The 20,625-nt window shown below is 54.9% G+C and carries 19 protein-coding genes; 7 read left to right on the forward strand and 12 right to left on the reverse strand.

The genetic code is table 11. The annotated features are described in order from the left end of the window. Positions 1 to 4 precede the first annotated feature (4 nt). Positions 5 to 427, reverse strand: a complete 423-nt coding sequence (locus tag AC07TV_RS19450) for a hypothetical protein (protein ID WP_494650030.1) — start codon at positions 425 to 427, stop codon at positions 5 to 7. Between the two features lie 61 nt (positions 428 to 488). Here AC07TV_RS19450 and AC07TV_RS19455 point away from each other — a divergent pair, with 61 nt between their 5' ends. Then, a complete protein-coding gene (locus AC07TV_RS19455) occupies positions 489 to 2,288 on the forward strand; it encodes a hypothetical protein (RefSeq protein WP_494650031.1) in 1,800 nt (599 codons plus the stop codon). A gap of 11 nt (positions 2,289 to 2,299) precedes the next feature. Further along, a complete protein-coding gene (locus AC07TV_RS19460; RefSeq protein ID WP_494650032.1) occupies positions 2,300 to 3,289 on the forward strand; it encodes a hypothetical protein in 990 nt (329 codons plus the stop codon). Between the two features lie 53 nt (positions 3,290 to 3,342). Here the strand turns inward: AC07TV_RS19460 and AC07TV_RS19465 are convergent, their stop codons facing one another. From AC07TV_RS19465 to AC07TV_RS19485, 5 genes are all read right to left on the reverse strand, one after another. Further along, positions 3,343 to 8,337: a helicase-like domain-containing protein gene (locus AC07TV_RS19465; RefSeq protein ID WP_494650033.1), complete on the reverse strand. Its 4,995-nt coding sequence runs from the start codon at positions 8,335 to 8,337 to the stop codon at positions 3,343 to 3,345. A 227-nt stretch (positions 8,338 to 8,564) separates the two neighbouring features. Next, positions 8,565 to 9,044 carry a hypothetical protein gene (locus AC07TV_RS19470; protein WP_494650034.1) on the reverse strand — a complete coding sequence of 160 codons (480 nt, stop codon included), beginning with the start codon at positions 9,042 to 9,044 and terminating at the stop codon, positions 8,565 to 8,567. Between the two features lie 57 nt (positions 9,045 to 9,101). After that, positions 9,102 to 9,314, reverse strand: coding sequence for a hypothetical protein (locus AC07TV_RS19475; protein ID WP_494650035.1), 213 nt, complete (start codon positions 9,312 to 9,314; stop codon positions 9,102 to 9,104). A 233-nt stretch (positions 9,315 to 9,547) separates the two neighbouring features. Then, positions 9,548 to 10,393, reverse strand: a complete 846-nt coding sequence (locus AC07TV_RS19480) for a hypothetical protein (RefSeq protein WP_494650036.1) — start codon at positions 10,391 to 10,393, stop codon at positions 9,548 to 9,550. A gap of 117 nt (positions 10,394 to 10,510) precedes the next feature. Continuing rightward, entirely contained in the window at positions 10,511 to 10,768 is a 258-nt protein-coding gene (locus tag AC07TV_RS19485) for a hypothetical protein (protein ID WP_494650037.1), read from the reverse strand. 540 nt (positions 10,769 to 11,308) lie between these two features. On the opposite strand from AC07TV_RS19485, the gene AC07TV_RS19490 reads away from it, so the two are divergent. Beyond that, complete coding sequence (locus AC07TV_RS19490; protein ID WP_494650038.1) at positions 11,309 to 11,860, forward strand: hypothetical protein; 552 nt, start codon at positions 11,309 to 11,311, stop codon at positions 11,858 to 11,860. A gap of 177 nt (positions 11,861 to 12,037) precedes the next feature. Here the strand turns inward: AC07TV_RS19490 and AC07TV_RS19495 are convergent, their stop codons facing one another. After that, on the reverse strand, positions 12,038 to 14,524 hold the full coding sequence (locus tag AC07TV_RS19495) for an adenosylcobalamin-dependent ribonucleoside-diphosphate reductase (RefSeq protein ID WP_494650039.1): 2,487 nt from the start codon (positions 14,522 to 14,524) through the stop codon (positions 12,038 to 12,040). An 11-nt stretch (positions 14,525 to 14,535) separates the two neighbouring features. Here AC07TV_RS19495 and AC07TV_RS19500 point away from each other — a divergent pair, with 11 nt between their 5' ends. The 3 genes from AC07TV_RS19500 to AC07TV_RS19510 all read left to right on the forward strand — a co-directional run bounded on the left by AC07TV_RS19500 (position 14,536) and on the right by AC07TV_RS19510 (position 17,580). Then, on the forward strand, positions 14,536 to 14,904 hold the full coding sequence (locus AC07TV_RS19500) for a hypothetical protein (RefSeq protein ID WP_494650040.1): 369 nt from the start codon (positions 14,536 to 14,538) through the stop codon (positions 14,902 to 14,904). Positions 14,905 to 14,993: 89 nt separating this feature from the next. Continuing rightward, positions 14,994 to 17,183: a phosphoadenosine phosphosulfate reductase domain-containing protein gene (locus AC07TV_RS19505; protein ID WP_494650041.1), complete on the forward strand. Its 2,190-nt coding sequence runs from the start codon at positions 14,994 to 14,996 to the stop codon at positions 17,181 to 17,183. A 166-nt stretch (positions 17,184 to 17,349) separates the two neighbouring features. Beyond that, entirely contained in the window at positions 17,350 to 17,580 is a 231-nt protein-coding gene (locus AC07TV_RS19510) for a hypothetical protein (protein ID WP_494650042.1), read from the forward strand. Positions 17,581 to 17,634: 54 nt separating this feature from the next. On the opposite strand, the gene AC07TV_RS19515 is transcribed toward AC07TV_RS19510, so the two are convergent. From AC07TV_RS19515 to AC07TV_RS19525, 3 genes are all read right to left on the reverse strand, one after another. After that, entirely contained in the window at positions 17,635 to 17,898 is a 264-nt protein-coding gene (locus AC07TV_RS19515; protein ID WP_494650043.1) for a hypothetical protein, read from the reverse strand. Between the two features lie 104 nt (positions 17,899 to 18,002). Further along, positions 18,003 to 18,377: a DUF4845 domain-containing protein gene (locus AC07TV_RS19520; RefSeq protein ID WP_494650044.1), complete on the reverse strand. Its 375-nt coding sequence runs from the start codon at positions 18,375 to 18,377 to the stop codon at positions 18,003 to 18,005. Between the two features lie 12 nt (positions 18,378 to 18,389). Continuing rightward, positions 18,390 to 19,058: a hypothetical protein gene (locus tag AC07TV_RS19525; RefSeq protein ID WP_494650045.1), complete on the reverse strand. Its 669-nt coding sequence runs from the start codon at positions 19,056 to 19,058 to the stop codon at positions 18,390 to 18,392. A 197-nt stretch (positions 19,059 to 19,255) separates the two neighbouring features. Here AC07TV_RS19525 and AC07TV_RS19530 point away from each other — a divergent pair, with 197 nt between their 5' ends. Continuing rightward, positions 19,256 to 19,444, forward strand: coding sequence for a hypothetical protein (locus AC07TV_RS19530; RefSeq protein WP_494650046.1), 189 nt, complete (start codon positions 19,256 to 19,258; stop codon positions 19,442 to 19,444). Positions 19,445 to 19,518: 74 nt separating this feature from the next. On the opposite strand, the gene AC07TV_RS19535 is transcribed toward AC07TV_RS19530, so the two are convergent. Next, complete coding sequence (locus tag AC07TV_RS19535) at positions 19,519 to 19,902, reverse strand: hypothetical protein (RefSeq protein WP_494650047.1); 384 nt, start codon at positions 19,900 to 19,902, stop codon at positions 19,519 to 19,521. Positions 19,903 to 19,911: 9 nt separating this feature from the next. Then, positions 19,912 to 20,283, reverse strand: coding sequence for a hypothetical protein (locus AC07TV_RS19540; RefSeq protein WP_494650048.1), 372 nt, complete (start codon positions 20,281 to 20,283; stop codon positions 19,912 to 19,914). Positions 20,284 to 20,625 lie beyond the last annotated feature (342 nt).

Raw genomic sequence — 20,625 nt, forward strand, 5'->3', positions numbered from 1 at the left:
TCCCCTACTGGTCTTCGAAAAGATCAAGGTTTTGTGTGCGGCGCTCGTATTCAGCAATGGCACTGAAAACTTTGCGAGCGGAGCCAACCAACGCAGGGGGATGCGCGTTATTTCGCCTGTTCAAATATGGCTTCGTTGCTGATTCCAGGGCGTTGCGAAGTTGCACGTCGGATAAATCGATGGAAACGTAGCGGCGCCGAGTGGGAGCAGCCCGAAGCACAGCCGCCGTATCTGTTGGACTGACCGATTGCAGGATCAACTCTCGGAACTTGCGAGTGATCAACAGATTGGCACCTGGCGCGGGAGACTGAGAACATATTTGCATCGGAGCAATGTATTTCCGGCAATGGCCCGGAGTCTCGAAGCTAAAACGAACAATTTCACCGGGGAAATACAATTCCCGAGCAGTTAGTTCGGTTTTTGCCACTAGAAATCAGCGTCCGTTCCGGGACAATTAACACATCGACAATCACAACGAATAACGCCAAATGACTACTCGCTTCCACCTTCGTCCTGTTGCTGCAGCAATCCTTATTGCCGCTCTCACTGGTTGTGCAACCACTGGCCCGAGCCAAAATGTGTTCTATGGCACTGGCAATAGTTTCCGCATGAACGGTCTTCTGGTCTCGGAACTTCAGGCCGACACCTTCGGCCCTGGCGTATCCCGATTGACGGTGAAGAGCCGTGCTGATGGCGAGGCAATGGACAAGCTCATTGGCTTTTACGCGACGAAGGCCACGGAGGCTGTTGCCAAGGGTGATGCCGAGGCGTTTGCCGTTGCTTGGCACCTGTCGAAGAAACTGGCGTCTGCCCGCCTTGAGCAACTGGCAGGTACGGAAGTCTTTGTGAACAACCTCGCCAAAACGAAAAACGGGATCGGTTCTTTGCCGGGAGGGGCACGAGTGTTTCTTCCCAACGCGCTGTATGACGACTCGGCGAGCGGCACAGATAAAAAGAAACGTGCCTCCATCGATGACTTTATGCTTGAAGCTACAGATGTCTTGACTGGTTTTACTGCAAACTGGGGAGATGCTCCCAAGGTGGCGGCATTAGGCGATGGCATAAAAGGGATTCTCGGTTCTGTGGGGACCTCGAACCCGTCCGAACAACGCTTGGATGCAACAGCCCTTGGCTCAATGGCAGTAGGTTCGGCCTATTCGGTACGTGATTCCCTGGGTAATAAGTACATCGTGGAAAAATCCGCCGATGGAATTATTTTGCACAATCCAGATTCTGCTCCAACGAAAGTCGATCTAAATCAGTTGAATTTCATGCCGATCCTCGAAAAGCCGGAACAATATCGTTATGAAGCTGCACGGATCGTACGGAATATAAATGCACTATTCGAAGAGGCATTGAAGTATGAAGCTAATTCGCTGGGAGGCTTGAGTATTGGCGGACATCATTCTGTTGCGCCAAACCAAATCCGACTTGGCGACAAAATGGGCTTCCTGTACTCGGATGGAACTTTGGCGTCAGCAGATCTGCCGGCTGTGAAAAAACTTTATTCGAACAACCGAGCCTATAAACTTGCGATTGACCTGACCACGCAAGAGGATCTTGCTAAAGACAATAATTTTATATCGTTCCGCTACTCATGTTCGAATCGCTCATTTCGAGTGCGCCACGGCGATGCGCTTGAATATGCAACTTATAGCTGCCGCGACAACAAGAATCAAATCACCTATTCGAGGACCTTTGTAATAGGTAATTCGTTTATCGCACAAAATTGGGACTCTATTCTGAAGGACCAAGACTATGTAAATAAATTGAAAACGGCGAGCAATAGAGCGAAGTTGGCTGAGGCTGCCGTCGCATTTATGCCTTTCTTTGGTAATCTTGACGGAGCAGCTCGTTGTGCCGATATGCAGGCATTCAGCTATAGCATTGCTAATGCGCAATTCTCGAAGTCAATCAATGACGATACGAAGAAATTCATATCTTTCACTCCGGAAAACGAAAAGCCTTCGACTATCGGTAAGGCGCTCGATTGCGCCCAAGGTATAGCTGCCGTAGGCACTATTCGAAAGGCTATCACTGGAACGGCGAACAGTCTCAAACTGGAAAATATTTATACATCTGGCGCGTATGCAAAGACTACTGAAATCATGGGGCTCTTTGATACCAAGTTACGCTATAAATCTGGATCGCTCGATGAGATTACTTCAATTACCAATCAGTTTTCGTCACCGACCGCGGCCTTGCTGACGAAGGTTTTTTACGACCAAACTCAACGGGTGAGCAATCTTTCTGCGCTTGCTGAATCGATGTATCAGGTAGCAAAGTAAGAGCCATTCAAATGAACAAAAAAGAAAGTCCATTGCGCAGAATATCAGCACATGCAAACTGGGACGTTCCGAATCATACGGAAATGTTTGATCTGAATTTTGACCCGTATCCAAGTCTGCGAAGCGCATTTGTGCCTGCGTGGGGTGATCCGCTGGTATTCGCATTTAGTTTAATTCAACTTCTTAGCTACGGTTACTTTGCCTTTACCATTGCGACGCTCGAAAGCCACTTCTGTGAAAACGTAACGCGGGGATTGTTAACGGTAGCCCCGGCAGCCTTGGCTGTTCAATTGACATGGGCAATTAAAGCTGTATTCCTACTAGACAAGGCCTCAGATAAGCCGGCGTCGTTCTTGTCTTTTTTGTGGCGTGTTGTCAGAACTAGCTTGTTGACTCTTCCGTTTTCGTATATGCCGTCTTGGATAATCGGTTGCTTGGCATGGCCCGTTCTGCGGATAGACGTTCATGGGGGGTCAAACTTTTACGATCAATCAGTGATGATTGGACAATATGTACAAAATTCACTGTGGTACATCGGCGGTCGTAACGGCTCGTTAAAACGTAATTTTCGCGAATATAGCGATCTAACGATATTGCATAGATCTAGATATTGGGATGCCGCCGGTGAGCAATCTATTTTCAACATTCTAGGTTTTATCGTTATTTTCTTGGTTTCGTATGCCGTATATTATTTTCTTGGCAATAATGCCAGCATAGTGTTGTTTGGCAAGTACGCGCTTACTGGGTTAGATGTGTTTATATTTACTGTTTTTTTTGCTTGCGGCATGGTCATGATTGTTGTGAACACCACCGGAATTGCTGCAATATCGATACTCGAATATACGCGCATTGAAGATACTGCCATTGCCGAACCTGATCTTCCGCCTGATCGCAAAGCAAGATGGATGCTTTATATTCCACATGCTTTAGCGGGTATGGTTCTATATGGCATTATGGTTTTTTTATTTTTGCCTTTGCCCGGAACATTGCTTTGTAAGTAAAGTGGTCAGCCTCAAGTGTAAAAAAAGCCCCGGGTTTCCCCGGGGCTAAATATTTAGGCACAAACTACCGAATCAGCTTCTTGAGCATCAGCAGCGCCAGCGTTGTCCTGATGCAACCCGAGGGCCGCATCAATCTCCTGCTGTCGTGCCAGGACCTCGTTCAGACGATCCTCATACTCGAAAGGCTGGCCAACCTGTGTCAGCAGCCCCGCAAGCCGACGCTCACGCGTAGCCAAGAGGCTTTCATCGTCCTGCAGACGCGCTGGTATTGCCCGATAGGCAGCCAGAAGCGCTTCGATGATATAACCCGCGGACTTCATTTCTTTCGCGTGGTGCTGGACTGTGCTGCCATCGATGTAGAAATTCGGGAACTCCTTGTACGGCGACGAATAGACGCCGATCTTGAAGCCACCTAATTCACCAACGAATTGGTCCAACTCACTCTTTCTTGATTCTCGCAAGGCATTGATTGCGATGTTCAGCAATCGCTTCCCTGCTTCCTCCTGATCCGTCACTTTTGCGCCGTTGAGCGTAATCGCAAACGGTTTCCCATTGAATGCGGCCAACTGCGCCTCATCCTGCTCGAGCCCTGTAATCCGGGCTTGAAGCTTTGCGATTTCCTTTGGTAGCCAGGCCACCTCGGAATTTACCTCCCACTGGGTGCTGCGCCATTGGGACTTCAACAACGAGAGCTTTGCCAATTCTGCATCGATGCCGGCCTTTTCCATCACCAGCGGATTTCCGCTGGCCAGGGCCTTCACTTCCGCATAACTCAGCGCAGCCAATTCGACATCTTCAACAGACCTTGCGCCGAGGGTTCCGGTCATCACCTGAGCAATGAACTTCGCCTTCGTCTCCAGCGTTTGCCAGCTGTACGCGTCAAAACTGCCCTTCGTGACGTAGCGATAGATCTCGATCACGGCATTGGTGTTGCCTTGCCGCTCAATTCGACCATCACGCTGCTCTACGTCCGCCGGCCGCCATGGGCAATCCAAGTGGTGGAGTGCGTAGAGCTTTGTCTGGACGTTGGTCCCCATCCCCATCTTCGAGGTTGAACCCAACAGTATCCTGACCTTGCCTTCACGAACCGCCTTGAACAGCTTGGATTTCGCAGCATCCGTATCGTGCTCGTGGATGAATGCGATTTCCTGGCTTGGAATCCCCTTTGCTATCCACTTTGCGCGCAGGTCGTTGTAGACCGAGAAGCGCCCGTCGGGTGACGGAGTGGATAGGTCGCAGAAGACCAACTGCGTCCCGCGGAAAGGTGCGGTGCGCTGCCAGATCTCGAAGACCTTGGAACAACAGGCATTCACCTTGCTGCCCGGTTCATCCAATGCAAACGGGTCAATCAGCCGCAAGTCGAGGGCCGCTTTCCGACCGTCGTTTGTAACTGCAAGCATATTGTCCTCGTTCGGTCGTACAACACCGTTGCGGATGTTTTCCGCACGCTTGACCAGACCTTGGACATACTCTTTCAATTCGGCACTTGCTTCGACCGATATCGTTTGAGCTTTACCGCCGGCGATTTCCGGAACTGGAAGTTGAAGCATCTCCTTGGTTCGGACGTCGGCGACCTGCAGGAACAGACCTAACAACTCCGGCAGATTCACAAACCGCGCGAATCGGCTGTTTAGGCGGTACCCGCCGCCATCCGGCGACACTTCAAGTGCTGTGACCGTTTCCCCAAACGAGGCAGCCCAGGCGTCGAAATTCTCGACCAGGTGCTTTTGTAGGGTCTTCGGCTGCAGATATCTCTGCATGGTAAACATTTCCCCCATGCTGTTGCTTATGGGGGTGCCCGTCGCAAACACTACGCCGCGATGCTGGCCGTTGTACCTGGCCATGATGTAGCGCGTTTTGACGAACATATCGAATGCACGCTCCGAGTTGTTGCTTGGCAGCCCAGCGATCCGGGCCATCTTGCTCACGCGGAACAGGTTTTTGAAAAGATGAGCTTCGTCGCAGTACAAACTGGTGATACCAAGTTCTTCAAAGGTAATCAGATCATCCTTCTTGAACTCGTTGGCCAGCTTGTCCAGGCGTGCGGCCCAGGTCTTTTTGGCTTTCGCCAGGTCCTTGACGATTCGGTTGCTGCGATCATGGCGGGCAGCCATGAACGCGGATTCCAGATCGGCGAGCTGTTCTTCGATGAAATCCTGCATGAAGCTGGGACTCATCTTGATTCGCTCAAAACTGGAGTGGGTACAAATTACAGCGTCCCAGTCACCAGTCGCAATCCTGGCCACGAATTCGCGCCGCTTATCACCAGCCAAGTCTTCCTTGCTTGCCATCAGCACATGAGCTGTCGGATAGGCGCGGAGGAACTCAGCGGTGTACTGCTCGAGCATGTGATTTGGCACCACGTGCAGCGGTTTTGAACTTAGGCCAAGGCGGCGCAACTCCATCGAAGCACAGACCATCGTCAGCGTCTTGCCCGCCCCGACCACGTGGGCCAGAAGCGTGTTGCCGCTTGCGATAATCCGCCAGATTGCATCCAGCTGATGCTTCCGCAAGGTGATGCTCTGCGTAAAGCCAGGAAGGCGCAGGTGCGATCCATCGAAGACTCGCGGCCGGGTCGAGTTGAATTCGTCGTTGTACTTTCGCGCCAAACGTTCGCGCCTCGACTCTTCTTCCCAAATCCAGTCCTTGAATTTCTCCTTCAGTCTCGCTTGCTTCTCACGTGCCGCCATCGTTTCCTGCGGGTTGACGAAATACTTGTCAGTCCGCGTGTCGCGATCCCGAACCGTGATTACTTGCTGGTTCAGGGCCTGCACAACAAGAAGCATGGCATTGGCCCGTCGCGTACCGTACGTAGATGAACATTCGGTATTTTGATTGGCTTGCCACTCGCTGTACTTCACCTCCCAGGAACCATTTTCAGGGACAAATTCCACCGAATCTGCATCAATCATCAGAACTTCCTTGATGAACTGCTTGATGTCGTTCGAGGGAATCCAGGGGGCGCCCAATCGCGCTTCGATTTCCTGTGGTTTCAGGTCGACCGGCTGAACTTCCTCCAGCGCCTTCACGTTCAAGGCAAACTCGCTACCGGCCATTCTGGCGATCTCGAGCTTTTCCCGTACGTGTCCCGACAGGTATTCATCGGCAGGCTCCCAGTCATCCGTCTCTGGATTGAGGAAGATTTTGCCGTCCGCTTTCAGCTTGCTTGCTACCTCCTTCGCAGCCTGGCTCACCAATCCGCCAATGAAATCGAGATTGATGCGGCCGAACTGCTGCAGCGAGATAGCGAGGGCTTCCTCCGGCGTTTCCGCTTTTGTTGGCACCTTCGGCATGCTGACCGTGCGTTTGTGAAACAGGTCCGCCTTCGCAGCCGATTCCGTTTCCTCGTCATAGATTTCCAACGAGAGCAGAAGAGGCAGATCCGGGTCCCCTTTGAACGCCAGGGCGTTCGCTCGCGCCGAAATGAATCCATGGCGTTTCACGAACAGGTCGTAGGTCGCGTTGAGAGCTACCTGGTAGACCTTTAGCTTGGCATCATCATCAGAACTGACCTGTGTGGCCAGCACGCGCCTCGCGGCGTTTCTAACTTCTACCATCCCGGCGATGCGCGCACGCGTTGTCGGTTTCAAATCATCGTGCACGTCGATCAGGGTTGCCCCCTCCGACACCATCACACGATCGCCTTCAACAACGTAGGCGCCAGGCTTGACGTACTCGGGTGCAGGAATCCGGACAGGATCCTTTGCTCCCGATGTTTGTTGCTTTGTCTTCGCCTTATAGACGCCTTCCGGCAGTCGGTATATTGCGGTCAGCAGGTCGGCTTCGAAATCGTTTCCGGAATACTTCACCCCGGGCACGCGCTCGTAGCCATTGCTCACCCAATCAAGTTTTCCAACCACCATTTCCGGATTGGATGCGTAGTAGGAGTTGATCGACATCGGCTTGTAGAGCAGAGAGTCCTGCCGCAACGCCGCCGGCGCCGTTCCAACCTTGATCCATTCCGCATCTTCCTCCAGCACCTTCTTCGCGCGCTTGCGCAGGAAGATGATGTCGGTCGTCACGCTCGTTTCGGCGATCTGCTCAAATGCACCGCTTGGCAATCTGATTGACCCAAGAAATTCGGCCTGGGCGTTCAGATGGCGACGGACGGCGCTTTGCTGGTCCTGGTAGTCCCGATCAAGGGTGCTGGTGGACGTAATGAATGCCACGATCCCCCCTGCCCTGACCAACTCAAGCCCTTTGCCGAAAAAGTAGTTGTGGATGTTCCATGTTGCGTAAACCTTGTGCCGACCGTCTGGAACCTTGTAGGCACCAAATGGCACATTGGAAATTGCAACATCGAAATACCCCTCCGGCAGCTTCGATTTCTCGAAACCTTGGATTAGCACCTGCACGCCGAATTGGCCGTACAGTTTTCTGGCCAGGCGCCCGGACAGATTGTCCAATTCAACACCCGTTACAGCCGAGCGCTCCGCGATTTCCTTGGGCATGGCGCCAATGAAGTTGCCAACGCCCAACGACGGTTCAAGGATGCGGCCGCCGGTGAAACCGAAATGCTGCAGAGCAGCCCACATTGCGTCTACCACCGGAATATCCGTGTAGTGCGCGTTGGGTGTTGAGTCCCTTGCCGATTCCCATTCTTCCGGGGTCAGCAGGTTTTTCAGCTCGACCGAGCGGGCAGCCCATACCGTATCGTTCTGATCCGGATTGAATGCCCCGGGCAAACCGCCCCATCCCGTGTAACGCTGGAGTACCAGGCGCTCAACTTCGGATGGGGCACGATCTTCCGTTTCCAGCACACGCAGCAGCTTGATTGCCGCCACGTTATTTTCGAACTTGGTGACCTTTCCACCCCACGGCCCAATAGCTTCGGCTGTCAGCCTTGGCCACGTTGGCTTGAGAATGTTTTCCGGCTCAGGTTCTGTTACTGCTGCACGCGGAAGCGCTGGCTTGTGTAAGCCCGGCACCACCGGCGTAATTGAGGCAATGACCGGCGGCCGGATTGTTCCCAGAGAGACGATGGGATCGTCTTCTGGTGCAAAGCCAGGTAGCCATAAACAGGCTTCTGAGACCTTGGTGAGTCGCATTTGCTTGGTTCTCCATGAAAAGTGCGGAGACACCAAGCCCCTGATGGGAACATGATGTCCCCGCGAGGGTTTTGAAGTGCTGGTTTCGAGCGTAATGCCCCGGTAGGTCCAGCTACCGTTTTCTCGCTTGCGCGAAAGAAAAACTGTTTTCCAATGAGAACCATTGGAAAACAGCCTTGGTCAGCCAGACGCTGATATCCCGAAGGGTATCAGCGTCGACCATCTGGCTATGCGTGCGTGAAATGCTCTGGAACGAAGCTATACACCGGCCAGCCGTGCGTTTGGGCGAGTTGGTCGGCGTGCGCCTTGGCCTTTTTGAAGGAACCAAAGTCCCCGATGCACTGGCAGCCGCCAGTTTTTAGATGGATGTAGGCCGAGAAGAAATGAGGTTGTTCGTTGCAGACTTCGCAGTTTCCATCTTCATCTCGAACCCCCTGAACCTCCAGGCCGTCAGCATTCAATAGATCGCTGGGGGCGATATCGTAGATATCGCAGAGCGAGATCAACGACGGATCGTAAGCATGCGCAACTGGCATCCAGCTAGCATCGCTTTCGCCGGTCTCTGTAAGGCTGAAGGCCCTCATTTCGTCGATCGCGAACACCTTTGCACAAACCAGGTTCGTCCAACCGTCGCTACCTGACCAGAAGCTGTTGCCAGCGTCTTGAGAAGCGATGATTGGGGAATGGACTACAAATTTATCAAACATAGTTGTTTCTCCTGAAAAGGTGGGAGAAACCCGCCCTTGAGGGCGAGCCCCCGAGGGTTATGAAGAGATCTTGCCGCGCACAAAAGAGACCAGTTCGCTGAACGGTTTGGAATCGCAAATGCCGTCTTGCTGTCGATGATTGACGGATGCAATCTCGTGACCGGCCAAATCGACCAAGCGAACCTTGCGTGCGGAGATGACTACTGCGGAAACGCCGAGAAGTTTTGCTTCATATGTCGGCGGGACGACCCAGGTCGCTAATGCTGCCATGATGTGACTCCAAAAGAATTCGGAGCCACTACCCGTTCGGGAGAGGCCCCGATGGGTTGATATAAGGCTGGGTCTGGCATGTCGCCCGGTGTTTTCCAGCTACCGTCTTGGCTTGCGCCAAAAGAGAGTCGCCAGTATAGCTGATCTCTGATTGGCACAAGCAATTCAAGCCCCAGCGGGTCGGCAAAAAAAACGCCACCGTCCGCAAGGACGATGGCGCATGCCGTAAAGGCTTAGAGAGGTTGGAACAGTGGCATCAGTCCGAACTTGCCGGGCGCCCCGCCAAACGTTACCTGTGTGGTGCCGTCGAAAAGCAGGACATCGGAATCGCCGGCGAGAGCTTTAACTTGCTCGTATTGCTCCTGCGACAGTTCAAAGTACGGATAGGTCAGCCGACGAACAGCTGTCTTGAAGTCGGACTCCAGCGTTTTACCAGGGAGTTGCGACAAGCGCTTGATCAAGCCAACGGGGGCGGGGAAATACTTGTCGTGCCGGCCATCGGTCGAACCTGTCCGCAACTGCTCGAGCATCACGCAAAGATCGCCGTAGGTTCCTTTCGGCCCATGCTCTCGGAGGCACATCGTCTCAGCGATCAGGTACGCGTGCTCCGGGTTGCCAATCAAGGCAGGATCGTCTTGCGACGGTCTATAACCAACCTGCTGCTCGTACCAGTCGTCCAGTTCATCGGTACTCATCGACATGGCTTGTTGAAGATAGGAGGCTGCAACGAGCTCGTTTCCGTTATCAGCAGGCTCATCGGGCTTGACGATCGGGCGTCTGGCCTGACCGGTCAGGACCCGCGCTTCCTCGATGAGTTTCATCAGGCAGCTGTGCGAATCGTCGTAACCGTCCGACGGTGGCGTGCATTCGCCAAAATGACCTGGAGAATCGTTGCTGTAATCCCACATTTTGAGATTGGCAACCTGCTCGGCGAATTCAAAACGTTTCCGTTCAGCATCGTCCGTTACCACCAACATCGCCGACGGGATCTCAAAGTGCTCCAGCGCCGTTTGCACAGCGTCAAAAGCATCGCCCTCTTCCAGAGTAAAGTTGTCGGGAACTTCGATTAGGATTTTCATGGATGACTCCTGTTGAACGAGCAAGCCACCCCCGCGCGGAGAGTACCCGCTCGGGTTGAAATAATGCGTTGTTGAGAAACCACCCGACGGGAGGTTCCCGCCGGGTGATGCAATCGATTAGGCGCCAGCCCAAACGAACATGCGTTGACCAGACCCCTGGATGCCGAAGCTCTCGACGTGCGGGAAGCGCGGCGAATACTCCGTACGTCCTTTGTCGGTCAGCAGCAAGCCATGCTTTTCAGCAAAGGCCTTGGCGACGCCGAGGAAGGACTTGGCCGGACCCCCTTCGAAAGTCAGGGATTGGCCGGGTGCCTTTTCGGAGCCGTCTTCAGTTACGGGGGCGGTGTTGGCTGCAAAAAACGATGCTTTGATCATGATGGTGCTCCTGCAAATTATTGGAGCGCCACCCTGCTGGGTAGAGCCCCAGAGGGTTAGATATGGTTCCGATTGCCGAAGCAACCGTAGTGCGAACAACATTGGATCAGCGAAGCGGCGTAACCGAAACGTTGATCCAGCAACCGTTTTCAAGAATCATCTTGATTCGGCAGCCGTTGAGAACGACGATTTTTTCCACTTTGGTTCCCCTTGGAAAGGAACCCCTGAGATGCTGAACCCCGGACCGGGATTTGATCCCGATGGGGCAGTTTGAAATGCTGGATGAGGACGCAATGCCCAGGTGAACCCAGCTACCTTTTCTCGCACACAGGCGATGAAAATCCTCTCCGCAGGCGAACTGGCCTATGGGCAGGATTTTCCGAGGCAGGGATTTGCGGTGGCTTGCCACCGAATTTGAATGCTGGCTTGTGAAAGCGGTACCGCCAGCTACCGTGTGGCTATCCTACCGCCACTCCGGGGGGAATGACAAGGCTGTTCCATAGGGCATAATCGACGAACCTCGATTTGGGACAACGCTCGATGCAGAAGGTATTCAGCCAACGCTATCGCTTTCTCGATCATGGCGGGAGCGAAATTACCGAACTCCACCTTGAGCACGAAAATGACGGTTTGCCGGACCCCCTATTTTCGGGGAAGGTAAAGCTCACCTTCAATTTTCCAACCGATTGCTACCCGTACGGACCTGCACGCGACACCTACGTTTACTACGACAACTGGTCGAAGCGGTATTTGTCCGAGTGGTACCAGATGAAAGTCACCGACTTTATCCTTCCCGCCAGGCTTCGCGGTCGCGGCGTCGGGACAGCAGCCTGGTCGCTGATTTATCACACCTTGCCGGCCCAACTGCACGGAAGGCTTCAGCTGTATGGCACGCTAACCAGAAAGGATGCCGATGACCCAGAGAATCGCCTGCGGCGCGATACCTTCTGGAATCACGTTATAGAAATCAGCGGGCCAGATGCTCGGTATGACGCAGGCAGCGATGGGGAAGGAGGCTTCCGGGGAATTTTGATCAACCCAAAAACGAAGTCCAAGCATCCTGAAGCAGTGACAATAATGAAGTTGCAATAAAAAAGGCCCTGGGATCCGAAGATCACCAGGGCTTGCCGAAAAAGCCGGCTTTACCCCCGTTGCAAACTTTTGGGGTACGAATTGCAAACTATGGGGTCAACGATTGCAAACTATGGGGTCAGAATTGCAAACATTGGTGGTTCCCACACACATGTTTTTTGGCGTATGCCGTTGTGATTAGCCGCAATTTCCGACGTAGCCACATCCGCCGACACATTTTTCACATCCATCAACGCGTCGAAGGGTGTGTGCCCCGCACTCAGGGCATTTCTTGCCCGTCGCGGCCGGAATTTGTGGAAGCTCAACGGCGCCGTTCTCGACCTTTTCAGGTCCGACAACCGCTTCGCCCATGCACTGGGTGGCCAGGACATGAACCGGCACTTGACCACCGTCGTAGTCCAGGAAACCCTTGCGATAAAGGATCTGCTGGAATGCATACCCGAGAGCAGCCACTTCCGATTCATGGAACCGAGGAACTTCCGCCCCGTCTTCACGGGTGTAGGTTCCACAGCGAACCGGGCCCTTGTCCCATACCACTTCACGCATATCCGACAGTGCCTCGGCGATGGAGCCTCCCGTACGAGCAACCAGCGATAGGCTGCGCATGTAGGCGGTGATCCACTGCTGCGACTGATCTTTCTGCCCGGCAGGCATAAAGAACTCGATCGGACGTTCGATGACCAAATGCTTCCCCTTGATATAGCCGGCAACACGTTGGAACGAAACGGCGATGTAGACCGTCTTTTTCCCTTCGTGCGTCCAATACTCGACCTTGGAGATCTTCGCATCCAGCTCGCCGGCGGGTCGCTTTTCGAAACGCTTGAAGAGCGGATCGTCATCGATAGCCGGTGTGACAGGAGTAGAAGCCACTGGAGATGCCGTACCAACAGACAGCACGGACCCAAGCGTTGCATTCGGGCGATAAGTGGAAATACCCTTCAGCCCGTCTTTCCAGGCATCGAGGTAGAGGCTCTTGAAGTCCTCGTACGGATAGTCCGCCGGCACGTTGACCGTCTTGGAAATGGCACTGTCGATGAACGGCGCCGCCGCTTTGACCATCAGCCGATGGCTTTCAGCGGAGATGTCCTGAGCAGAGACGAAGTACGCCGGCAGGTTTTCCATATCGCCCCCTTGATGCTTGTAGAGGCGCCAGGCGTAATCTTCCACCGAATATTCCTTCAAAGACCCGTCGGCCATGCGTTTCTTGCGGTTGTACGTCCAACTGAATGGAGGTTCGATACCGTTCGATGCATTGTCGGCGAAGGCCAGTGAGATCGTTCCGGTAGGAGCAATCGACAGCAGATGCGAGTTACGGATGCCGTGTTTCTTGATGGCAGCCTTGATCGCGCTCGGCAGGCGACTGGCGAACGTGCCAGAAGCCAGATAGGGCCTTGCCTTGAACAGCGGGAAGGCACCCTTCTCTTTCGCCAGATCGACAGACGCTTGGTAGGCGGTGTCGCGCATGACTTCCGTGATATGGCCGGCCACAACACGCGCTTCCGCGCTGTCGTAACGCAAACCAAGCATGATCAACGCATCGCCCAGACCGGTATAGCCAAGCCCGATACGACGTTTGCTCATCGCTTCATTCTTCTGTTGCTCGAGTGGCCACGGCGTAACTGCCAGGACGTTATCGAGGAAGCGAGTTGCTACCCGCGCCACTTCCTTGAACGCTTCCTCATCGAACGAGGCATTCTCGGAGAATGCGTCGCGGACAAAGAGCGCCAGGTTGATGGAGCCAAGACAGCAGCAGCCAAACGGCGGCAGCGGCTGTTCAGCACACGGATTGGTGGCCTCGATCTTTTCGCAATAGCCCAGATTGTTGTCCAGGTTCATGCGGTCAATGAACAGGATGCCCGGTTCAGCGTGGTCGTACGTCGCCAGCATCACCTGGTCCCAGAGGCTGCGAGCCATCACCTTGCGGTAGACCCACTTGCCATCATTGCGTTGATAAGCCCCGGCATCCTTCAGTTCACTGCACGGTTCCGCAGCATGGATCAGTTCCCATTCGCCATCGGCCTCGACCGCGGCCATGAAGGCATCGGTCACTCCAATGGAGAGGTTGAAGTTTGTCAGGTCACCTTCATCCTTCGCGTGGATGAAGTCTTCGATATCCGGATGATCGCAGCGGAGAATGCCCATTTGAGCACCACGGCGAGCACCGGCCGATTCGACTGTTTCGCACGAGCGGTCAAATACCCGCATGTACGAAATCGGACCGGAAGCAGCAGATTGGGTTGTCTTGACCCGAGCGCCCTTCGGACGGATATGGGAAAAGTCGTAGCCCACCCCGCCACCACGCCGCATGGTTTCGGCAGCCATTTCCAAGGCCGGATAGATGCCCGGAAAGCCGGTCACCGGATCGTGCCCACGGACGCTATCGCCGATCGGCTGCACGAAGCAGTTGATCAACGTCGCTTGCAGAGCCGTGCCCGCCGCGGAATTGATCCGGCCAGCAGGAACAAAGCCGTTTTGCTGCGCCCACAGGAAACGTTCGGCCCAGATGGAACGCAAATTGTCGTCGGCCTCGGCTGAAGCCACGGCCATTGCGACACGCTGGCGCACATCGAGGACAGAAACTTCGTTGCCCTTGGCGTACTTTTCTTGCAGCACCTCACCAGAAATTTCCTGGGGGGCCATTGTTACGGTGGATTGATTAAGCATGGGTGTTCTCCTTGATGGAAATCCAGAATTGCCGGAAACACCCATCCCTCCCGGGAAAAGGTTTCCCGGCGGGGGTTGAATTGCGCAGCCTTTGCAGGCCTGCAGTTGTTGCCGCGACATGCGGCGAGCCAGTTCCTTCTGATCGAAAGGGTTTTCAGCCAGAAGTGGCTCATGCTGGTTTTGGCGCAATGCCCGGTAATGACCAGCTACCGTTTCTCGCTGACGCGAAGAAATACAAGAATCCTCTCCGGAACATCAAGCTCTGGACAGGTATCTTGGGGAAAACAGGGGGAAATGGTCCGGATCGTACCGGCGCAGAGACTGCGTATGTGCTGCTGGCTTATGTGTCGGTAACGCCAGCTACCGTTTCAGAATCGTAAGCCATCCGATGAATCATGGCAAGAGTTCCTGATCGGTAAGCTATTGATTGGGGGCTAGAAACCAGGCTGATGCTCGGTATCGTCGAGCTATGAACCCAAAGCGCCCTCCCGCCTCTCCGCAGCTTGACCTGTTTCCGCAAGCCATCCCGATGGTATTCAATAGTCCATCCGAGAAACCTGCGTTCGAACCTATGGAGCTTGCCGACGCACCGGACGAGATTCGATCCATGCCGGAGAAGGAGATCGGAGAGAAGATCGCCAAGGCGAAGGCGGTTCTGAAGTGGATCATGACCACCTACCGCACATCGTTTTCTGTGTCGTATGGCAAGGATAGCTCGACAACTTTGGGCTTGGCGATGGCTGCGGCTGCAGAACTGGTGAAAGAACAACGGATAGTCCAACCGTTTGTGGTTCTTTCCGCTGACACCATCGTCGAAAATCCATCAATAAAAGCTCTCGCGGAGCGTGAGACGGCCAAGGTCAATGCGTGGATTGCTCGCTACAAGCTGCCGGGGACCACGCATGTAGCCACGCCTCATCTGGCCTCCCAGTTCGCCGTTGCCGTGATTGGTGGACGGGCGCTGCCCAGCATGTTCGGAGGCAAACGAGATTGCACGAGCGACTGGAAGTCATCGCCTCTCTCACGGTTACGCAAGCAGCTGCTCGGTAGCAACAACATTGCCGCCGGACAATTCGTTATTTCTGTGACCGGTGTGCGCAAAAGCGAAAGTTCGGTTAGGGCTGGGAATCTCGCCCTCCGCCGCGAGTCGGCCACGCAGGTGGTACAAACTAATTCGGACGGCAATGTCGCCCTAGCCCCGATCATCGACTGGAGCTGGGACGACGTTTTCGATTACCTCGGTTTGTGCAGCAACGGAATCGAGAAGACCTACAGCGATATGGCCGACGTCATCGAAACCTACAGAGACGCAATGGGTGAATGTGTATTGCTCAGTTCCGATGACGCCAATGCGAAAGCATCGAAGCCTTGCCAGTCGCGCTTCGGCTGCTGGACCTGCCTCCAAGTCCAAGATGATCGCTCGATGGATCAGATGGTGACCGAGCCGAGGCATGCCTACATGCGGCCGCTGGCAAAGTTCCGCAGCTACCTGAAGAACACCTACTACGATCTGTCCCGCCGGACGTGGGTGGGACGAACGATCGACGAAAACGGATACATCCGGTTTGCGGTCGACGGGTATTCCCCTGAACAACTGCAGGACCTGCTCAAATATGCGCTGACTATCGATATCGAGGAGCGCGAAGCCGCAAAGCGACTTGGCATTGCTCCGCGCTTCCAGATCATCAATATGGAAAGCCTTCTGGGAATTTCTGCCCACTGGAGCCTCCAAGGGTTTGCCTACCCTTTCACGGCCCTGAAGCACTACAGGGATATCGAACGTGGGGCGCGCTATCCGGTACCGGACGTGGCCGAATTCCCCAAAGTGCCGATTCCTGCTGCCCGTTTCATTCATGTCGGGTCTTCCTGGAACCAGTCGGAAGACTGGCAATACACCGGCTTGCGCGATGTCATGGCCGAGGCATTCGCCGGCTTCGATGGGGGCGGCTGCGTCGGCACCCGGACGATCAAGACCCGCGGCGAGCAACGTACCGTGATGGACGTGAATACGGCAGACATCTTCACGGTAGATCCGGAAGGCGCCGCGATGTTTTTCGAATTCGAGTTGGATCGCCTTGTTGATGAGTGGCACGGTCCTTATGCACGCAAGCCCATGTTGATCGAAGGGCACCACCTCGCGGGCATCGAGTATCGCTTTTACCTCAGGTATGGGTTGCTGTCGGTCGCCAAGGGCCAACTGGGGCGGATCGATGAAATATTGAGGCGCACAGCTTACCGGGAGAGGCTTGGGCTCGCCGGCTACAACTACGACCACGAGCGTGCCCTTGCAATGTCCGTTGAGGCGTCAGTACCGCTAATTCTCAGTCAGGAAGATGTATTGGCGAGACACCGTGCCGAGGTAGCAGGTCTGCGGGCCTACAAGCGCCGGTTGGTAGAGCAGAAGCGGTTCAATATCGTCGATCTGTACCGCGATTGGGCTCCAGACGTATCTTGGCGGCGCCTGGTCCAAATGGGGGCTCTTCCGATGATCGCTATTCCGCGGGGGCGGCGTGGGCGACTTGTGTTGCGCCACCTGATTTCGCCCTACCGCCTTCTAGAATTTCTGGTCGGAAACCCGTTGGTGTTGCAACGAGTTCGGGCACACAGATCTAAGTCACTGTCGCAGAACGGCCGATCAGTCGAGCAGCGTGTTGCTTGATTGAATACGAGGGTGCAGGCAGGCAGGCGGCGAAGCCCGTTTTCCGCAGAAGGTACTGAAGATATTGATACCGAACGTCGGTTGCAAGCACTGACGGAAATGATTCGCCGCCAATCATCCTGCGCGTTGCCTTGACCAGGCCGCGAGTCTGTTCTGGAAGGGCCGCGTGGGAGAATTTTGGGGTCCGCTCATCGAGGAAGGTCCGAATTTCGCGGGCAAGGTCTTCGAGGTTGCCGCCAATCAGACCCATCGCTTCCGCATGTTGTGGATTGCCGGCCACAGCAGCAAGGAGGTGGGCCGTCATTACCTGCTTGCTTCGCATGCAGAAAGCGATCCAAAGCGCAGCAAGTTCTGCTGCCCGAACTATCTGCTCTCGGGCAATTCGGTCATTGAGTGACGACACGGTGGTTTTCAGTGGAATTGCGGGGGGCTACTTGGCCCCCCCAGAGTGCTAGCCGCAAACTTCATCCCAACACTTGCGCATCGGGTCTTTCTTTCCTGGCCGCGGGTGCGAGCAAAGCGTGAACGGGTCGGGCGTGCAGGTAGAGAACTTGCCGCTCTTCATCTGTTTTTTCAGGTTCTCGTCGGTTTCCCAGACCGGCTTTGGCGCGCTTTCCTTGTCCAGGGAGGTTTGTTTGTCGTCGCCGGACTCTGCAAGTGCGGTACCGGCACCAAAGGCGGTCGCCAGCATAGCGACCAATACGAGCTTCTTCATGGACAATCCTTTCGTGAGGTTGGAGAAGCATCCATGATAAAAAGCTACGGCCGCCACGACGCTGAACTAAATCGCCATGTCCCTTGGTAGAAATGCTGCAGGCGCTATTGGCTGGTGGCTTGGTCGGCCCAGAATGATTTCCGATCGGAGGCAATCGAGAAATCGAAGCTCAGGGTCAGTTTGTCGTTCAGTTTCCGTTTGATCGCATACTCGGCACCGACGTCCCACTGATTTCCGTTCCGCGAGACGTCAATGTTTTCGACACGGATACTCTTCACCCCGACTGACTGTAAGCCCGCCAGATAATCATCGCGGACTTCGGTTTTCGTTTTCCCGCCACTCTGCATGGCAACCGTGTCTGCGGCCTTTTTGGCCTTCCACGCTTCCCAATACACCGGCCGAACATGGACGAGCAGCACGTAGCCAAGTAGCGCCAACACGCCCCATTTCAAGCCGAATTTGATCCATTCTGAAACCATGCCCGGGCCTTTTCAGTAGTGGCGTGCTGCGCCGACAATGGAAGCGAAGAAGGCATTGGATGCCTTGGCCAGGGTGTCCGACTGGTTACCGCTACAGGCTGCCCAAATGGCAGCATCAGCAGCGCGATCACGAATGTAGATGGCCCGAACGCCGGTGCTCTCGAATGAGACGGCGGGCTTCAATGCATCGGCAATGAAGGCAACCTTGGTCGCTGGCGGCTCATTGGAAACATCGAGGTAGACCCGCAGGAAGGTCTCGATGGCCCGCACGTCGTCGATAGCCGAGAGGGTCAGGTATGGATCAGCTGCCCATGCAGAGCAACTTTCGCCACTGGATAGGCGGACCGTGGTGCGAAAGCCATGATCCTCGCTGACATGAACCACCAGGCGATTGACGTCCTCATTGAACAGCACCCCGGAGCGCGTCTGAGGCATGCTGCTGCGCTGGGCCGGCACGATGGTTGAGGGTTGCGGCACCCGGCGGCCGTGCAGTGTGCCGCTGACACGCAACTGGCACATGTTCTGGTCGATCCTGTCGGCGAAGCGGTTGCATAGCCCGAGAAGGTCCCCCTGCGCGACCAGCTTGTCAGCCGGGAAGGCGGCCTCGGCCGATGCCGGGGCCATCATGACGATGAACGCCGATACGGCGCCGGCGAATGCATTGCGGATTGGATAAGACATTGTTGCCCTCATGAACTGGATGACCGGACCGCTGGTCGATCCTGACCAACGCAGTTGTCATTGTTCGGTCATGGCGTTCGGACGTCGCGTGTCTAAAGCGGTCGACAGGGTGGTGGTTTTGTCATCGTCGGCCGAAAATTACCCCCTTGCAGTGCCGCTTCCTTCTGATAAAAGGGCAAATAGAAGGAGATCAGATCATGTGGGAAAGCCAAGTAATCCAAGCAAAGCTGCAGCGCCAGGCCCAAGGTGTGAAGGTTCATGGCCACCTGTCTGCCCATGAAGGCGGCCGGCTGCCCGGCGGGCGCTCCATTGGTGGTGGCCTTGTCGCCCGGCTGTTTGCCTTTTTCCGGCAATCGAAGACGCCGGCGCTGCGCGTAGTGAAGTAGGACGCGCCGGTCGTACGGACGAAAAAAATGCCCCGGCCAGAAATTATCTGGGCACGGGGCATTTTTCATGGGATTCACATCCTTGCGGACGTGCCTTTCGGTTTATCGCCGAGGAAACGCACGGCAAAACTTTGACCGATGCGGGTTTCGGCTTCTTGGAGGAAGCGCTCCATCCCGGCACCAATCTCCTCCAGCGAGCTTGTCGCCTTGATACAGGCGAAACATCCGCTCAAAACATTTTCACCCATGCTGACGTATTCGCCGGTGACCCAGTATTGCTGATTTTCCGAGTCGAGTTCGACGCGTACTAGGGCACGGTTGGGCGAATACACATTCTGAGCCACATTTTTCAAGATGCGATCGCCAGACCACCCTCGCGCCAGCAGATAGCTGATGACGGCATTGGTGATCAGGTCCTGGCCTTGCAGTAGCGGCTCGCGTTCAGCCTTTGTGGTCATGGATAGCCCCTACGCAGCAATCCGGTACCCGATACGCCGATCCAACTCACGCTGGATGGCATTGATCAGGGACAGATTGGGCACGGAACTGCCCGCTTCCGCATCACGGACGCAGAGCAACTCGTCAGAACCGGCGTCACGAATCCAGCGACCGAACTGGGTTTCGTGCATGCCATAACCGAAGCGACGGGCAACGGTAAGGTCGCCCTTTTGCCAAGCGGTTGTCACTTTTCCATCGGGGGTCATGACGTAGGCCGCAGCCAGTCCGAAGGCCGCCACGACGACAAGCGAGTTGTCGATGTAACGATCGGTATGGGTCAGCTGCACTTTCGTAGGCATGGCCAGAACGATAGAACGAATGACGTCGATCAGCTTTTTCATGATGGTGCTCCTTGATGAATTGCGGATGCACCATCCCCACCGGGATAATGCCCCGCGTGGGTTGAGAGCCTTTCGGCCCGAGATTTGAATGCTGACTTCGGCGAAATGCCCAGGCTGTCAGCGACTGTTGCGGCGGATCAATTCCACCAGACAAACTTTTGGATCGGTTCGCGATCGGCGACAAACGACTTTCTCCGAAACGGTGACCGCTTTGGACAAAGGCCTTCTGGAATTAGGTCGGATCGCGAAACCTGTGCCCCGTTGCAGGGCGATTGATCATTGGCTGGCTTGTGTGTCGGTAACGCCAGCTACCGTGGTTGGAATGCTACTGCCAATTTCCGA

This window comes from Azonexus sp. GW821-FHT04F04 (assembly GCF_059420025.1).

What these genes read in the sequence shown, in the direction of transcription:
- AC07TV_RS19465 (WP_494650033.1), bottom strand. Translation starts at nt 8,337, where the DNA reads ATGCGACTCACCAAGGTCTCAGAAGCCTGTTTATGGCTACCTGGCTTT.
- AC07TV_RS19495 (WP_494650039.1), bottom strand. Translation starts at nt 14,524, where the DNA reads ATGCTTAATCAATCCACCGTAACAATGGCCCCCCAGGAAATTTCTGGT.
- AC07TV_RS19505 (WP_494650041.1), top strand. Translation starts at nt 14,994, where the DNA reads ATGAACCCAAAGCGCCCTCCCGCCTCTCCGCAGCTTGACCTGTTTCCG.
- AC07TV_RS19455 (WP_494650031.1), top strand. Translation starts at nt 489, where the DNA reads ATGACTACTCGCTTCCACCTTCGTCCTGTTGCTGCAGCAATCCTTATT.
- AC07TV_RS19480 (WP_494650036.1), bottom strand. Translation starts at nt 10,393, where the DNA reads ATGAAAATCCTAATCGAAGTTCCCGACAACTTTACTCTGGAAGAGGGC.
- AC07TV_RS19525 (WP_494650045.1), bottom strand. Translation starts at nt 19,058, where the DNA reads ATGTCTTATCCAATCCGCAATGCATTCGCCGGCGCCGTATCGGCGTTC.
- AC07TV_RS19520 (WP_494650044.1), bottom strand. Translation starts at nt 18,377, where the DNA reads ATGGTTTCAGAATGGATCAAATTCGGCTTGAAATGGGGCGTGTTGGCG.
- AC07TV_RS19535 (WP_494650047.1), bottom strand. Translation starts at nt 19,902, where the DNA reads ATGACCACAAAGGCTGAACGCGAGCCGCTACTGCAAGGCCAGGACCTG.
- AC07TV_RS19530 (WP_494650046.1), top strand. Translation starts at nt 19,256, where the DNA reads ATGTGGGAAAGCCAAGTAATCCAAGCAAAGCTGCAGCGCCAGGCCCAA.
- AC07TV_RS19490 (WP_494650038.1), top strand. Translation starts at nt 11,309, where the DNA reads ATGCAGAAGGTATTCAGCCAACGCTATCGCTTTCTCGATCATGGCGGG.
- AC07TV_RS19515 (WP_494650043.1), bottom strand. Translation starts at nt 17,898, where the DNA reads ATGAAGAAGCTCGTATTGGTCGCTATGCTGGCGACCGCCTTTGGTGCC.
- AC07TV_RS19460 (WP_494650032.1), top strand. Translation starts at nt 2,300, where the DNA reads ATGAACAAAAAAGAAAGTCCATTGCGCAGAATATCAGCACATGCAAAC.
- AC07TV_RS19470 (WP_494650034.1), bottom strand. Translation starts at nt 9,044, where the DNA reads ATGTTTGATAAATTTGTAGTCCATTCCCCAATCATCGCTTCTCAAGAC.
- AC07TV_RS19485 (WP_494650037.1), bottom strand. Translation starts at nt 10,768, where the DNA reads ATGATCAAAGCATCGTTTTTTGCAGCCAACACCGCCCCCGTAACTGAA.
- AC07TV_RS19540 (WP_494650048.1), bottom strand. Translation starts at nt 20,283, where the DNA reads ATGAAAAAGCTGATCGACGTCATTCGTTCTATCGTTCTGGCCATGCCT.
- AC07TV_RS19475 (WP_494650035.1), bottom strand. Translation starts at nt 9,314, where the DNA reads ATGGCAGCATTAGCGACCTGGGTCGTCCCGCCGACATATGAAGCAAAA.